At 40.4% G+C, this 15,883-nt stretch carries 12 protein-coding genes and 1 pseudogene; 3 read left to right on the top strand and 10 right to left on the bottom strand.

The genetic code is table 11. The features are described from left to right. Positions 1–252: 252 nt before the first annotated feature. Positions 253–1,557 carry a VWA-like domain-containing protein gene (locus JUI58_RS05940; RefSeq protein WP_204102836.1) on the top strand — a complete coding sequence of 435 codons (1,305 nt, stop codon included), beginning with the start codon at positions 253–255 and terminating at the stop codon, positions 1,555–1,557. Here JUI58_RS05940 and JUI58_RS05945 read toward each other — a convergent pair. Beyond that, the gene (locus JUI58_RS05945) at positions 1,547–1,792 is read right to left on the bottom strand and encodes a type II toxin-antitoxin system HicB family antitoxin (RefSeq protein ID WP_204102837.1); all 246 of its coding nucleotides are present in this window, start codon (positions 1,790–1,792) and stop codon (positions 1,547–1,549) included. The genes JUI58_RS05940 and JUI58_RS05945 overlap by 11 nt on opposite strands. Positions 1,793–2,034: 242 nt before the next feature. Here JUI58_RS05945 and JUI58_RS05950 point away from each other — a divergent pair, with 242 nt between their 5' ends. After that, complete coding sequence (locus tag JUI58_RS05950; protein ID WP_239121303.1) at positions 2,035–2,949, top strand: HEPN domain-containing protein; 915 nt, start codon at positions 2,035–2,037, stop codon at positions 2,947–2,949. Between the two features lie 662 nt (positions 2,950–3,611). Here the strand turns inward: JUI58_RS05950 and JUI58_RS05955 are convergent. Next, entirely contained in the window at positions 3,612–4,034 is a 423-nt protein-coding gene (locus tag JUI58_RS05955; RefSeq protein ID WP_204102839.1) for an aspartyl protease family protein, read from the bottom strand. Then, a complete protein-coding gene (locus JUI58_RS05960) occupies positions 4,027–4,245 on the bottom strand; it encodes a hypothetical protein (RefSeq protein WP_348539844.1) in 219 nt (72 codons plus the stop codon). Before JUI58_RS05960 ends, JUI58_RS05955 begins: the two co-directional genes overlap by 8 nt. A 39-nt stretch (positions 4,246–4,284) precedes the next feature. Here JUI58_RS05960 and JUI58_RS05965 point away from each other — a divergent pair, with 39 nt between their 5' ends. Then, complete coding sequence (locus tag JUI58_RS05965; RefSeq protein WP_204102841.1) at positions 4,285–4,443, top strand: hypothetical protein; 159 nt, start codon at positions 4,285–4,287, stop codon at positions 4,441–4,443. On the opposite strand, the gene JUI58_RS05970 is transcribed toward JUI58_RS05965, so the two are convergent. The 7 genes and pseudogenes from JUI58_RS05970 to JUI58_RS06000 form a co-directional block, all read right to left on the bottom strand. Further along, a complete protein-coding gene (locus JUI58_RS05970; RefSeq protein WP_204102842.1) occupies positions 4,421–9,787 on the bottom strand; it encodes an ATP-binding sensor histidine kinase in 5,367 nt (1,788 codons plus the stop codon). The two genes, JUI58_RS05965 and JUI58_RS05970, sit on opposite strands and share 23 nt — an antisense overlap. Positions 9,788–9,985: 198 nt before the next feature. Next, a pseudogene (locus JUI58_RS05975) lies at positions 9,986–10,156 on the bottom strand (HAMP domain-containing sensor histidine kinase); the annotation flags it as partial. A gap of 38 nt (positions 10,157–10,194) precedes the next feature. After that, complete coding sequence (locus tag JUI58_RS05980) at positions 10,195–10,422, bottom strand: hypothetical protein (RefSeq protein WP_204102844.1); 228 nt, start codon at positions 10,420–10,422, stop codon at positions 10,195–10,197. 9 nt (positions 10,423–10,431) lie between these two features. Continuing rightward, the gene (locus tag JUI58_RS05985) at positions 10,432–10,668 is read right to left on the bottom strand and encodes a hypothetical protein (protein WP_204102845.1); all 237 of its coding nucleotides are present in this window, start codon (positions 10,666–10,668) and stop codon (positions 10,432–10,434) included. 87 nt (positions 10,669–10,755) lie between these two features. Further along, positions 10,756–13,662: an NACHT domain-containing protein gene (locus JUI58_RS05990; protein WP_204102846.1), complete on the bottom strand. Its 2,907-nt coding sequence runs from the start codon at positions 13,660–13,662 to the stop codon at positions 10,756–10,758. Between the two features lie 66 nt (positions 13,663–13,728). Continuing rightward, positions 13,729–14,187: a hypothetical protein gene (locus JUI58_RS05995; protein ID WP_204102847.1), complete on the bottom strand. Its 459-nt coding sequence runs from the start codon at positions 14,185–14,187 to the stop codon at positions 13,729–13,731. Positions 14,188–14,422: 235 nt separating this feature from the next. Beyond that, on the bottom strand, positions 14,423–15,784 hold the full coding sequence (locus tag JUI58_RS06000) for a response regulator (protein WP_204102848.1): 1,362 nt from the start codon (positions 15,782–15,784) through the stop codon (positions 14,423–14,425). Positions 15,785–15,883 lie beyond the last annotated feature (99 nt).

Raw genomic sequence — 15,883 nt, forward strand, 5'->3', positions numbered from 1 at the left:
TCTACAACGACACGATCGGGGTTACAGTCTTTTTCTCTAGTCAGTGAATAATCCCTGCCTTGAAAAGGGGGGAGAATCCGGAAGTCCCCCTTGAAAAAGGTGGCAGAATCCGGAAGTCCCCCTTGAAAAAGGGGGGAGAATCCGGAAGTCCCCCTTGAAAAAGGTGGCAGAATCCGGAAGTCCCCCTTATTAAGGGGGATTTAGGGGGATCATTTATAACTAGCAACTTGGGTTAACTATATTAAATGCGAGATGAAGATAAAACCGATCGCCCGTCACCGCATTGCTCGGATTGTGGAAAAGTGGCTGCTTGTCGAGCCATTGTTGCTGGCCGTCTGGACGAGTCACGCTTTAGTCTCGGAGCCACGCATTCAAACCATTCGCGTGCAACGAGGTCGGATTGAGTACAATCCAGATTTTATCCAGCAGTTGAGCGATCGCCACCTGGAAGCCACCCTGCGCTTTGAAGCTCTACGGATTCTTCTGAAACACCCCTACAGTCGCCGCCAAGCGCATTCGGCGATTAGCTATGCTGCCAGTAATTTAACCCTCCAAGAATACTTGCAAACCGAGCTACCCTTTCCTCGATCGCGGGATGTCTTTGGCGATCGCACCTATGACCAACAATTCTTTGAGTTCTACTATCACAAATTGCTCGATCTGGTTCCCCCCTTAAAAAGGGGAGTTAGGGGGGATCAACAGTCCTCCAGTCCGCAGGGGGCAGCATCCGGCGCACCGATAGCAGGGACGGGTACAGCCGAAGCAATGGAACTGTCCGGCTCTTCTCAATCTGAATCTGAACCAACTTCAACCCCCGATAATCGCCCCCCGGATATCCTAGTGGTCTATACCGATGCAAACTTGAGCGGTGTTGAAAATACTGACCAGTGGGATCGAGATGAATTGTTGAGCGATCGCCTAGACGATCTGGTGAGAATGGCACAAGCCAATGACAGTTGGGGCAGCATTGGCGGCAAGTTGCGGGAACAAATCTTGGCGAATCTGCACCCGAAGCTAGACTATCGGGCGGTTTTACGCAAGTTTCGCACCTCTATCCTCAGCCAACAGCGACGGCTCACCCGCATGAAACCGAATCGCCGCTATGGGTTCGCTTATATGGGCAGTCGTCGTGACTTTACTACCCGGTTGCTGTTTGCCATTGATGTGAGCGGCTCTATGGGGACTAAAGAACTACAGCAGGGGTTTTCCGTGGTGAATCGCTTTTTTAATTACGGCGTGCCGGCGATCGATGTGATTCAATTTGATGCTAAGATTACAACTGATGTGATGACCTTCCGTCGTGCTAAAAGTGAGGTGAAGTTAACGGGACGAGGCGGGACGAATTTTGACCCTGTTTTGGCGTATCTGGACGAACATAGGGAGTATGATGGCCTGATTATTTATACTGATGGCTATGCTCCCTGTCCTAAGCCACCTCAGAATCGGCGTACTCGTATTCTGTGGTTGTTTGTGAGTGAGAAGAATTACCGGAGTTGTTATCCTAAGTTACAGCATCTGGGACAGGGGGCTTATATTAAGGCTAATGCTACACAATGAGAGCCTGCAAGGGTTTGACAACACTTTGCAGCGTACTGGGTTGAGGAATCGATTCTCCTTCAACCTCCCACGCTTCCAAATACATATCAATAATTTCTTCACCATTCTGAATTGCTTCCGTGCGAGTTTTCCCATGAGTGCAAGGCATGACAACGCGATCGCTAAACTCTAGAATCGTCACTAAAAAAAGCCCATCCTCTTCAGACCATTGAACGAGCATACTATATTGACTCATCTTGTTTGTCCTCCTGTTGTTTTTCGATTTCAGCTAATTCAGCTAATAACTGTGTTACTTGTTTCTCTAAATAGGGCTTGCTGTATAAGCGTGAAAGCTATGCCAGATAGGAGTTTTCAGCTATTGCTGAAATTCTTAATATTTCGTCGAAATATTTTGCTCCAAAATATTTCTGAATTGATGCTCTAAGTATTGCCATCAATAAAGCATAATAAACAGATTGAAAACTGGAGACCAAAGTGATGACAACTAAAATATGGGATAATAAAGAATCCAGATACTTCGATCTAGAAGAGCTTAATAGTCTTGAAGCTGCACGGCAAGAAATCTTGATAAAACAATACTTTTACAGTAAATACGAACCACCAGAAAATTGGTGTCCATATATTGATGGAGAATATTATTTTATTGGAGGCTCTCATGATACAGAAGATGGACTTTCTATTTTTGAGGATTATATACCAGATTCATTACTTCAGAAAATTATCAATGATCTTAATGAAGAGTGCATAGAGTGGTCAGATATCCTAGTTGATAGAGAATTTGCAGATGAACAGGATATAGATGAGCTGCACGGAACAAAAGAGTATGAGTATCTTGAAAATTCTTTGAAGGGAATAAAAAAGATAATAAAACAACAAAAAGGCAAGCTAGAAGAAGAAGCGTGCCAAGTCATTTTTAGTGCTTTCTATATAAAATCAATCTCTGCTTTGGAAGGATACTTGATGGATGTTTTCTATGAAATGCTCTTTCCTTCTTCTAGCGATTCCCCAGTCCATGATTTCGCTAAGAAATATTATGACAATTTCTGTGACAATAAGGGATTGTGCAGCAGAGATCAAGAGTTGAATTCAGAGCAGATCGAAGAAATCAAAGAGGAAATCAAATCAAAAAGCTGGCATAATCTCAAAAAATTTGTCAAGCCTAGATACAAGAAAGTTCTTGATATTAACATTGTCAATTCTACATATGAAGACTTGCTGGAAAACGTAAAGACAAGGCATGATATCACCCACCGTAATTCAAAAAAAGTTGATGGAAGTCGAGTTTTACTAGGGTCTCATCAAATCGAGAATCTTGTGGCTGATATTCTCGATTGTGCGAAGAAAATCGATGATCAAATTGTTACTTTAAAGAAAAGTGGTAATTACTACTAAAATATTCTTGAAGAGATTTGTAGAATTATAAAAATGTAATTAGGTGTAACGACCTATATACATCAGGACTCCTACCCACAAATAGAGCGATTTTGAGACCACATTAATTGCAACTAACCCAAATTTTTGCAACTGGGAATCAATCCGAGAAAAACCCCTTTACGACTTAATTTGAACGAATATCCTCTGAATAAAACCGCGATCGCCGTGCATATTTGTCCAGATTAAACCATCCTTTTTCCCAAACAATCCCACTCTCAAGAAGGCTAAAAGGCTTAACTGGTAAGGGCTACGGCTTATTTGCAAATAATGTGGGTCGAAACGGTTGTTTGTGGGTCAGCGCCAGTAGGGTGCGTTAGCAGGGGAGAAATCTTAATAATAGAGATAATATCAAATCCGCTTAATAGGTATAACATAGCGAGCAAGATGCTCGCACTACCAAAACCCTTGTATCGAGCGTAGTGGGAGCGTCTCGCTCCCTAGGTTTTTTATTACGGTTAATTTCCGGATTTGATATAATATTTACTCCTGCGTAACGCACCAAAACCCTTTGCTCTGAACTTGTCAGAGTATGAGGTGTTTACCTGGTGCGATCGCAGACATTTTGCGAGTGCGATCGCTTGCTATACTTCCTGCAAAGACAGTGCGCTCTCTCTGCTATGCTATTCGCGTTGTTTAGGACGAACTTCAAATTCTGAACGCGCACGAAAGAAACAGACATCAAATTCAAAGAAAAAATTAGCCTGTCCCAAGATCAAAGGTAGATTAGTTGCTTGTGTCCAAGCAAATGCCAGATCGACTGTCGGAAATGAACTAACTCGAACATTAACAACGACTGCGCGAGCTTCAAATTGAGCTAAGTTCCCTGCTAACACCACTGAAAGGGTTTCATCTTCCCAAATTAGGCCTAATTCCCGTCCCAACTCGTAGGGCAAAACATTAACGCTTGCACCTGTATCTAATAAACCTTCAACGTTCGAGGATCGATCATTAAGGTTAAGTGTCAAAGGCAAATACGGCATTCGATCGACCATGCCAAGATTGCGATCGATAATTTTGTAGGAAAATCTTTGAGAGTCAATCATCTTGCGATCGCTGTTTTGTTTCCAGAAAATTCATTAAAACATTAGCAGCCTCAGAGCAATTGTAGGGCGACCAAACGGGATATTCTTGGTTAGCAACAAAAAAGTTTGTATCTTCTTCTTTAATCAGTTCTGTTGCCAGAAACTGCATCAGCCGGAGCTTATCAATTTTTGGCAGTGTTTGGATTTGTGACATGATTTCGGCCAATGGCATTTGAGAATCTCCTCGTGAGGTTCGATGGAAAGTTTGGGAATGTTGACTTATTGCGAGGGAAAGGCGATCGCGCTACATCTGTTTATTTTACAACAGGAACGCGATCGCTTTGGCTCTCCCGAAAAATTCGTACCTGCCACCGATCTTGTCAGGGTAAAAGTGATGGCGATCGCCCTTAAATCGCAGGCAGAGAAATAATAAATTCTGTGCCTTTCCCCAGTTGAGAATGACAAGCGATCGCACCCCCATGTTTTTCGACAATAATTTGATGGGCGATCGCCATGCCCAAACCTGTTCCTTTACCCACTTCTTTCGTCGTAAAACCCTGCTCAAAAATGCGCTCTATTGTTTCCGGCTTCATCCCACAGCCATTGTCTTGAATCTGAACCTGAACTTGTTGATCAAGGGCAATAGTTGCGATCGTAATCGTGTTGGGATTAGCTTCAATTTCTGGATAACTCTTGCCTTGATTCGCTTCATCAAAAGCATCAATCGCATTGGCCAAAATATTCATAAATACCTGATTTAATTGACCAGGGAAACATTGAATTGGGGGGACGTTATCATATTTTTTGATAATTTTAATTTCCGGATGTTCTTCATTGGCTTTGAGGCGATGTTTTAGGATCGTTATGGTACTATTGATGCCTTCGTGAATGTCAAAAGAAACTTTAGTATTTTTGTCCGTGCGGGCAAAGTTTCGTAGACTGATACTAATATTTTTAATGCGATCGCATCCCATTGTCATCGAATCTATCATTTTGGGTAAATCCTCTAAAAGATACTCGATCTCGATTTCTTCGGCATGATCTTCAATCGGGGGAGTAATTGAAAAATTTTTACGATATAAATTTAAGTGTTCGATGACATCCTGTAAACTCATTTTTGCTTCCATTAAATTACCCATAATAAAGCCAAGGGGGTTATTAATTTCGTGAGCAACTCCTGCCATTAAATTACCTAAAGCAGACATTTTCTCACTTTGTACGATTTGTAATTGGGCATTTTGTAAATCCGTTAATGCCAGTTGTGCTTGTTGATAAAGTTGGGCATTTTGCCAAGAAATGGCAGCTTGGGTACAGAGAAAGTTTAAGATCAGTAGGCGATCGCTGTTAAAGATTTCTGCTATTGTTTGATTTTGCAAATAGAGAATTCCCGTTAAATCTCCTTGATGGAGAATGGGGAGACAGAGGACACTTTGGGGTTGATGTTGTTGTAAGTAATTGTCAATAATGGGTAGATCGGTTTGGTGGCGATCGATCAGGACGATTTCTCGGGTATTTTTAACATACTGAATAAGTTTAACGGGAAGATAGGGATAAGTCTCGAAGGATTCAGTTAATAATTCGATGGAGTCGGGGGTGGCGATCGCTTTCACTTGCCATTGACGGTCATCGGGGAATAGTAAAATACATCGATCTGCTCCTGAATATTGGAGAATAATTTGCGTGAGTTGGTGCAGGAGTTTGTCGAGTTGAATTGTGCTGGAAATTGCTTGAGATGCCTTGAGAACACTGGCAAAATCGAGGATATTATTCAGATCAGAAGCTGCGGAAGACGAGTGGTTTTTCGTTGAGGAAGTAGCGTGCATTGAAATATTTGGTGCAGCAAGAGAAGCCAAAGTTTCGAGGAGATTCAAATTTGGTTCTTGTTGTAAAATAGGTTGCAGCAAATGGGGATAACGCTGTTCGAGATCGTCGGTTTTGGCTTTAGCTCCCCATTGACTATAACAGTAATAGGCATCTTGCATATAACTGGCGGCAACTTTTTCTTTTTTCCAAGTCAGATAAAATATGGCTGCAAGTTCATTGGCTAAGGCTTCAAGTTGAAGATACTTGCATTCTTGAAACAGGCGGATCGCGCGATCGTAATCTTGCATTGCTTGCCCGTAATTTTGGTTAATTCGAGCAATTTCAGCCTTCAGTAAGAGGGAAAATCCTAGATAATTTTCTGGGCAATTTTCCGCCCAAATTTGGAATTGATGGTTATATTTGACTAATTTTTCTAACCATTCGCTTTGGGATGCTTGAGTATAAATTTGTGCGATACTGAGTGCTTGATAAAAATCGTGCAGGATGAGTTGAAATTGACTGTAGAGAGAAGCATGGGTTTTCTCCGCAGTTACTCCCAATTCATAGGCAGTTTGATAGTCTCCGTAGAGAAAATAGAGAAAGGATTTGGCAAAATAATAGGTACTCAGTCCAAAAAGATATTGCGTCTCGGTAAACATTTTTAAGGCATTATCTTCCTGAAATTCTGCATCATCAAGGCTGAATTTCTGGGGTATTTTTCCTTGTAAATTTAAGACAACTTGCTGTTGAATGGCGATCGCGAGGGCAGCAGGGGGTTCTTTTTTTTCGGAGAACTTAAACAAGTTATTTTGTTCGTTGAAAAGGGATTCTAGATTATCATAGACCAAGAATTTTTTCCAAAATGTGAATGAACCACCATGAAAGCACCAAGATAGTTCTCCTGCTTCTAAAGCTGGTTGAAAGGAGGCTTTAATCCATTTAATTCCCTCTTTTAACGGTCGTCGCCAATGGCTGAGAAAACTGCCAAAGGTCATATAAACTTTACCTTTAATGGCAAAAATATTGGCTTGTTCGTTAAGATGCAATCCTAATTCACCAAAGCGATCGCCTTTTTCATACTCGGCAAAAACCGAGCATAATACCGTACCATACCAAAGATAAACAAAACCGGAAAGGGGAGTATTTCCATATTGCAGGCATAAATTAGTCATTTCTAAAATGACCAAAACCATTAAATCTTGATTAGTAATATAAGTAGGGGGAATCATGTTAATTAATAACATCACCATCATTTGGCGATCGGGATTCTCCATGAGGGGAAGATGTTCTAAGATGGAAACTTCGCGATCGCCAAGACTTTGTTCAACTTTTTTCGCCGCTGCTTGGATCGTTTCTGGATCGGGATGTTCGGGTAATTCTAAAGCAAACATTTTTAAACTCTCTAAACCCACTTTAATTCCCGGTTCATAAAGAGCAATATTTTGGTATTGGATGAGTTGAATAGCATGAATGGAGGCTTTATCTAAACGAGATTTAGCATGGTTAAATAAGGTGTCAATGACCTTCTCCGCTTCTGAAACATTTCCGGCTAAATACTGACATTCGAGATACTCTTTATATAAAGAAAAAGTTAGATCGTAATTTGTTTCCCAACTTTGAGCAGGGAGAAGTTTTATCCCTTGAGATAAAAAGTCAACACTGGCTTGATAAGCGACAGATAATTTTGCTTTTTGTCCGGCGATTAAATTGAGTTGACATACTTGTAAAAGTTCTTCAACTATAGTAATTTGAAAGGCTCCCTTGTTCAAATGACCCACGACATCAAAGATCATTTCTTGTAATTCGGCTTCGGAAATACTATCGATGAGTAATTTTCCTAAAGTGTAGTGAAATAGGGGTTTTTTCTCTTCTTCAATTAATGAATAAGCTGCTTGTTGAATGCGATCGTGGAGGAATTTATATCTCAATGTTGAGTGTTGCGTTTTTAGTGCTGAATCTAGATCGCCGAGATAAACTTTATAAGTTTCATTTTGGGGTAATATTAATCCTTCTGCTAAAGCCGGCCAGAGATCGGTAGCAATTTCTTCTGGCGATCGCTTGCCAACAATAGCCAAAATTTCTAGATCAAATTGGTTGCCAATACAAGCAGCTAGTTTTAAAACTTCTCGGGTCTCTGCTGAAAATTTCTGTAATCTCCCGATGGTAAATTTTACGACATCTTCGGTGAGAATGAGTTCCTGCATTTGGGCAAGATTATATTGCCAGTATCGTTGCTCAATGTTAAAAGTTAAAAAACTATCTTCATGCAAGCCTTTGAGAAATTGACTGATAAAAAAGGGATTTCCTTTAGTTTCTTGAAAAGTTAAATCGCCTAAAGGTTTAGCTTGTTCTAATTCGCACAAAAGGGTATCGGCGATCCAGGTATTGACTTGATTGGGACTTAATGGTTTTAAAGTAATTTTTTCAATTGTCACCTGATTTTTGCTAATTTCCTCGAGGGTCAAAACTAAAGGATGACTGGGAAAAACTTCGTTATCTCGATAAGCACCGAGCGCGAGAAGATAGCCGCTATCGGATTCGCTCATTAAGAGTTCAATTAACTTTAAAGAAGCTGAATCTGCCCATTGTAAATCATCGAGAAAGATCGTTAAAGGATGTTCTGAACGGGTAAAAACGCCGACAAATTCCTGCAAGAGTAAATTGAAGCGATTTTGGGCAGCATTTCCTGATAATTCAGGGACGGGAGGTTGTTCTCCGATAATTTTTTCGAGTTCGGGAATGACTTCAATAATAACCTGTCCACTATCTCCCAAAGCAGCTAAAATTTTGGTTTTCCATTGTTGTAATTGAGTATCGCTTTCTCCTAATAATTGTGCTATTAAATCGCGAAAGGTTTGCACAAAAGCCGAGAAGGGAATATTGCGTTGAAATTGGTCAAATTTACCTTTGATAAAATAGCCTCTTTTAGCAGCTATAGGTTTGTGAACTTCATTAACAACCGCAGTTTTGCCAACTCCAGAGTATCCCGCGACTAGGAAGAGTTCGCTTTTTCCCTCACTGACACGGTTAAAGGCATCAAGAAGACTTTGAACTTCCTTGTCCCGTCCGTAGAGTTTTTCGGGAATGACAAAGCGATCGCAGATATCCCGTTCTCCTAATACAAACGATTGAATTTCTCCAGTTTCTTGCCATTGTGCCAAACATTTTTCCAAATCAAATTTTAATCCTAAAGCACTCTGATAGCGATCCTCGGCATTTTTCGCCATCAACTTCATGATAATATTAACCAAGGGAGTCGGGAGTCGGGAGTCGGGAGTAGGAGGTATTTTAGCAATATGGGCGTAAATTAATTCCATTGGATCGTCACTTTCAAAGGGAAGTCTTCCCGTCAGGAGTTCGTAAAAGGTGACACCCAGAGAATAAAAGTCGCTGCGATAGTCAACCCCTCGATTCATACGTCCGGTTTGTTCTGGGGAAAGATAGGCGAGAGTTCCTTCTAAAATATTAGGAGTTTGTAAAATTTGAGTTTCTTTCGGTAATAAAGAGGAAATACTAAAATCAATCAATTTAACTTGTTGAGTTTGGGGGTGAATGAGTATATTTGCAGGTTTAATATCTTTATGAATAATATTACTTTGGTGGAGTTGGTAGAGAATTTCTGCCAGTTGAATGGCAATATATAAAAATTTAGCAATAGGAAAGGGTGGCTTTTTTTGGGCATATTCTTTTAAAGAAATATCACCAATGTCCTCCATAATAAGAGCATAGCGATTGTCGTAACGTTCTAGAGCGTAGGGTTTAACAATGCCTTCGATATCGAGATTTTTAGTCATAGAATATTGGTTGCGAAATTGGACTAATTCATTGAAAGAAGGGTATTCCTTTCGCATTAATTTAATAATTACGGACTGCCCATTATCTTTGCGTCGAGCGCGATAGACCAAGGTGCGATCGCTTTGATGAATGGGATTACCAATATTATAATGGGCTAAAGAGGGGATAATAGTCATGGACTTGCTCGACTTCTTAGAATGCAGTTACCATTGTATCAGAGAAGTTAAAGAAATTGTGAAGCACTGGGATTGAGGAGGACTTTTTGTTGCATTTTGTTACAAAAAAGCGGTTCTTTTTTCTTCCCAAAATTGAAAAATCAAACTTGCCAATTTTCTCAATCCCGTTCCTTTACCAACTCCTTCTATTATACTTTTCTAAGAGAGAGGCAAGTTTAAGATAAATTCTGTGCCTTTGCCGAGTTCCGATTGACAAGCGATCGCACCCCCATGTTTTTCGACAATAATTTGATGGGCGATCGCCATCCCCAAACCCGTTCCTTTACCCACTTCTTTCGTGGTAAAAAAGGGATCGAAAACTCACTCTTTTGTTTTTTTGCTCATATTGATAAAAAAGCAAGGAATCATTAATTGTTTGATATTAGTAGTTTAGCTTGAGCTTCTGGGGGAAGTTCAACCTTAACGAAGTGACTTTGAGGATATAGATAGTCCTCTCTAGACTCATCAATCACTCGCCAGCAATTGACTTCATCGGCTTTGGGATCTGGAATAATCTGATACACTTTCCATGCTTCTAGGTCACTATTCTTTTCACTAATGACACATATTGCAAATTGCAGGGTTGTTTCACTCATGGCTTCTATCTATAAGATTCGTTTAACTTTCATTTTACGTCGCCCGATGCCGTGAGCTTCATACCAATGGAGTTCAGCCTGATAAACTTCGCCATTGGGAAAGCTAACAAGTCCGATCCCTTTCAGTTTACGCCATCGACGACCACCAAATTGTTCTTTGAGTCTCTGTAATTCCCGAATGGATAAATTGACGGCGATGGTTTCAATTTCTGTTATTTCACCAATTAGCTCAAAGTCATAACCCATAAATTAAAATTCTTTAACCTAACCTGTCACAATTTGCAATTTGATAGTTTTCATTCTATCCCATGTTTCAGGCGGAAATCCTGTTTTTTACATCTCTTCTAACCATGTTTCAATGGCAGAGATGAGACGGGGTTGATGGGGAGGAAAGCCTTTTAAGGGCAGGTCTAGGGGGTCTTCGGTGAGAAATGCGATCGCTACGGTGTCGGTGAGTTGTTGGCAAAAGGTGAGTAACTCTGGGGTCGGATGTTGGCATTGGGTGAGGAGAAGGGCGCGTTGGGAAAACTGCTGGTTGAGTTGCAGGCGATCGAGGTAGCGAGTGAGTTGGCCGGGGGTGGACACTTCGGGATATATCTCTTTGAGTTGCAAGGGTTTCCAGATCAGTTTGCACAGTTTGAGGGCGATTTTGCTTTCGCGGGTTTCTTGGGTGAGGGTTTGAGCGTTGAGGATGAGGATGGGCTGGTTTTGGAGGGAGTCTAAAATTTGTTCTTCTAAGGTGAGTTTAGGTGTGATTGTTAGGACATCCTGATTACTATAATGCCAAACTTGATAAAAATCAGTATAGTCAATGTGTTGAGCGCAATGCCAGAGGATTGAATAACATTTTGAATACAGGTCTAAATCTTGTTCATCAATTTCAGATGTTACTTGTTTTTTTAACGCATCTATAACAATTAGATTAATGTCTTTATTCTGTAGCTTCCATTGTAAGGAATTAACGATATTATGACGAATACTTGATGTGTCTTCGTACATTAAACATAGTATAATGTCAACCACTTTATGGATTTTATTAGATGCTATAAAATAACATAAATCCAAGGCACTGAAAGCTGCCAAGAAGGAAGCTAGTAGATCGGATTTTTGAGTTGATAAAATTATCAATCGATCCAAAATATACTCTGTATATTTTTGAATTTCTGTTTCTTGTATATTTCTGGCCAAAAAATCTGCTGCCAACCAGACAATACACAGGTTCTTATTATTCTTTATGACGAATAATAATGCTTGAATAATCTCAGGATATATGTTTTCTATTGTTACTGTCAAAATAGATTTCACTATATCTTCATCCTTTCCATGACAGAGCGAATCTAAGATTTGTTTAGTGTTTAACACATTGTTGCTGTCGAGACTTACTGAAATATGAGCGCTCATTTCAATAACATTATCTTTCTCATTTTTAATCAACTTGTAATTGAGTCTGTCTTCTAATGATGATTTTATATCGTTAATCAATTGATCTAATTCTTTAAACTTTTTAGTTACACGCCAGTTATTGTGCGGAACACTTTTATAAATGTTTTGGAAATCAATATACCAGTTTTCTAGTATGTTAAGTGCTTTTATAGTATTTGTTTTTTGTAATATTTCTATTGATGAACTAGAAATCTCTTCTGAAAAATAATACCAACTACACTCTTTTTTATTTTCTAAATAACCAAAGCTATACATAATCAACCCTCTAATAACTTTTTCAACAAGGAGACCGTTTTTAGGTTCAAATTCTGCAAATCCTAATGCGGCTAAATAGAAAGTTTGGAACTCATAAAAATTGCCGCATCTATCTTTAAAATGCAATAATTTATTTATGAATAGATCTTTTTGATCTTCTTCTATATCCCAACGCCCCAACCATACCAAAATCACCTGCTTCCACTGCTTTTCAAAAATCCGATACCGCTTCCCTTCCACCGGACGATCGCAATGATCCTTGGGTAAAAAATAATCCCAATCTTCCACTGCCAACGCCGCAAAATACTCCTGAAACGTCGCATGATAAAAGGTATACACCCGTTGACGGGGATTTTCTGCCGCCACCCCCACCTCATTCAACCAGCCCAACTGTAACGCCAAAGGAAACAAAGACCCCTTTGCCTTCGGTTTTCCTAAATAGTCACATACCAACCGATGGCTTAATCGAAAGCGGCTGGTTTCAGCGTCCAAAGATGCCTTTGCCAATGCTCCCAAAGCCGTATTTAACTCTTCCTTTTCTTCCTCCGTAACCTCAAACTTGTCCTCCTTCCATTCATACATCGACTCCACAAACCCCCCATATAATTCCGCCGTCGTTTCCGGTAACGCTTGACCCACTTGCCAAGTGGAACATAACAGAGTTAACCGCAGGGGATTGCGGCATAAATCCTTAATGCGTTCTTTCCCCGCACCTTGCAACTCTGACCACAAAGATTCTGCCAAGCGATCGGCCTCTCCTTCCCCAAATAGCCCCGGAAACCACCGCCAGATAAAGCCCTGCATTTGTTCATCCTGAAACGGTTGGGTGAGATAGGTTTGAAAACCCTGTAACTGGGTGGGGTTGCTTTGCCACAAGTTCAAGCGACAGGTGACAACGATCCGGGCATTCATCACCCAACCCCGGAATTTTAGTCCTTGGCGATCGCTCTGGCTCATCTCATCCAAGCCATCCAAGAGTAACCAGACTGCACCCCCCTTAAATTTATGCTCCCAATCCCCTTTTATTTCTGCTCTGGACTTGCCTAACGCCTCTTTTTGCCATTTTTCTTCTAAATACTCTACCAGAGGCCGATCGCCCAATTCTGCCAAGTCAACCCAAATCACTAAATCATCGGTTTGTTGTAATAACCAAAAGGCTAACTTCTGGAGTAAGGTAGTTTTTCCCGCCCCCGGTTCCCCAATAATGGCAATATTTTTCTCAGTGGGGTTGCGAATAATTTCCTCAAGAAACTCTGAGTAAGCAAACCGTTTCTCTACGGTTTCTTCCTGTCGGTTGAATAAGTCCGAACCCCTTTCTGGGTCAATATCTTGGGCGTGTTTTTCATTCTGACTCCGTTTCGGCTTCACCAGTGCCAAATCGACAAATAAATCCTCTTCGATTAAGTTCCGATTCCCAGAAGCCAGACGTAAAACCGTATTGCTGGTTAAGGGTTTCCGGTCAAGCAACATCTTCCGACAAACATCTTGCCATTCTGCGATCGCATATTCCACCGGAAACCCAGCAATCTCTTTGTTAATCAAGCCTTTCAGTTGCTCATATCCGGTTTGGGAACTCGTTAAGATCGGTGTCCCTCCCGACGACTCCAGTCAATCGCTAGATTTTGAAGAAAAATTCAATACTGGATTGCCTTGAATCTGAATAATAGGCTGCTCTTGTTTCTCATTAACCTGTAAACCTTGCCCATCAAAAATTTGCTGTAAGTTCTTAGCACTCACATTATCAATTTGAATCTGTCGGTAAATTTCTTCAGCAATAGTTTGGGTCTCTTGCTTCAGAAATGGATCGCTCTCCAATTTCTCATTCAAGTATTCCATCAATTTTTGCCGATCCTCTGCCGATCCATTTGCCACTTTCGACAATAAAGTTTCCGTACCATTTTTTCTACTAAGACACTTATCCCATAGTAGTTGTCCTAACTGCTTCACCTTTTCCGGAAATAGTTCTGCGGCTTTTTCACCCAGTTGAGATCCCAATCCTTCGTAAAACTTGTCTAGGACGGCTTTAGCAATTGGGGTTGCTAAGACCAAAGAAATTTGCTCGATCATAAGTACAGGAAATAAAGTTGATACTTTAATGATTTGAGTTCGGGATAAGCTAAAACCCTGATTCTAGGGTGGGTGGAAATCCGCACGCCGTCATAAAATGGGTTAAAAAATCGCTTTAACTCGAACTGACGCTTAAAAATATTATAATTGAAAAACTTGTTATGGAAAACCCCAGCATTAATACTTTTTCAAGGTAAAAGGCAGGATTGTTAGCAAACCAATCGCGATCTGAATTTTAGCTTAAAGGCAGAGAAATAACAAATTCTGTGCCTTTACCGAGTTCGGAATGACAAGCGATCGCGCCGCCGTGTTTTTCTACAATAATTTGACGGGCGATCGCCATCCCCAAACCCGTTCCTTTTCCTACTTCTTTAGTTGTAAATCCTTGCTCGAAAATGCGTGCTTTCACCTCTTCTGGCATTCCCATTCCATTGTCAGTAATGCTAACCAGAATATTCTTTTTATTCTCGCTTAATTTCGTATCAATGGTAATGCAATTGGGGACTTTTTCTATCTCTTCATAAGTTTTTCCTTCATTGCTTTCATCTAAAGCATCGATCGCATTGCTCAATATATTCATAAATACCTGATTGAGTTGTCCTGGATAACATTTAATTTCGGGTAGATGACCGTAGTTTTTAATAATATTAATAGCTGGGCGCTCTTCGTTGGCCTTAAGGCGATATTTTAAGATCAAAATCGTGCTTTCAAGACCTTCATGCAGATTAAATTCGGTTTTCTTATCGGTATCGGTGCGAGAAAAGGTTCGCAAAGATGTACTGATACTTGCAATGCGATCGCATCCCGATTGCATGGATGCAATTAGCTTAGGGAAATCTTCGGCAATAAAATCGAGGTCGAGATCCTCTAATTCTTCGGCAAACTCTAAATCTAAGGGGCATTTTTGTTGGTACAAAGCAAGCGCAGAAAGTAAATCTTGCAGATACTCTTGTGCTACACTAATATTGCCACTAATAAACCCAACGGGATTATTGATTTCGTGAGCAACTCCCGCCACTAAGTTACCGATAGTCGCCATTTTTTCAGTTTGCACCAGTTGCAATTGAGCATACTGTAGTTTTTCGTAGTTATTTTGGAGTTCTCTATTCGCTTTTTCTAAAGCCTGATTCAATTCCAAAAGCTGGTGATTTTGTAGGGTGAGTTGTTGAGCCTGAATAATATTAGTTTCTTGTAACTTTTTCTTCATTTGGTACAGTTGCAAATGAGTTGCGACTCGTGCCAAAACTTCCTCCGCTTGAAAAGGTTTGCTAATATAGTCCACTCCACCTACTTGAAAAGCCTTGACCTTATCAAAAGTTTCATTTAAAGCGCTGATAAAAATTACAGGTATATTGCGAGTTAATTCATCTACCTTGAGTTTCTCGCAGACTTCATAGCCATTCATTTCTGGCATTTGGATGTCGAGCAAAATTAAATCTGGGAGAGAATAAACAATGCCCTCAAGAGCAAGTTTTCCCCGAGGAAATAAGCGTATATCATAACCCGCACCCTCTAAAAGATTAGAGAGGAGATGCAAATTTGCCGTAGTATCGTCAACGACTGCAATTTGACCGAGAGGTAAATTGTTATTGTTCATTATTAATTAGTCTCTTGGGGAATTAAGTTTAAAATTTTGTCGTATTCAAAATTATGGAGACAGTGGGCGATCGCCTCTGCTAAAGCCGTATTTTCTAAC

The organism is Spirulina sp. CCY15215 (assembly GCF_016888125.1).
GTDB lineage: Bacteria > Cyanobacteriota > Cyanobacteriia > Cyanobacteriales > Spirulinaceae > CCY15215.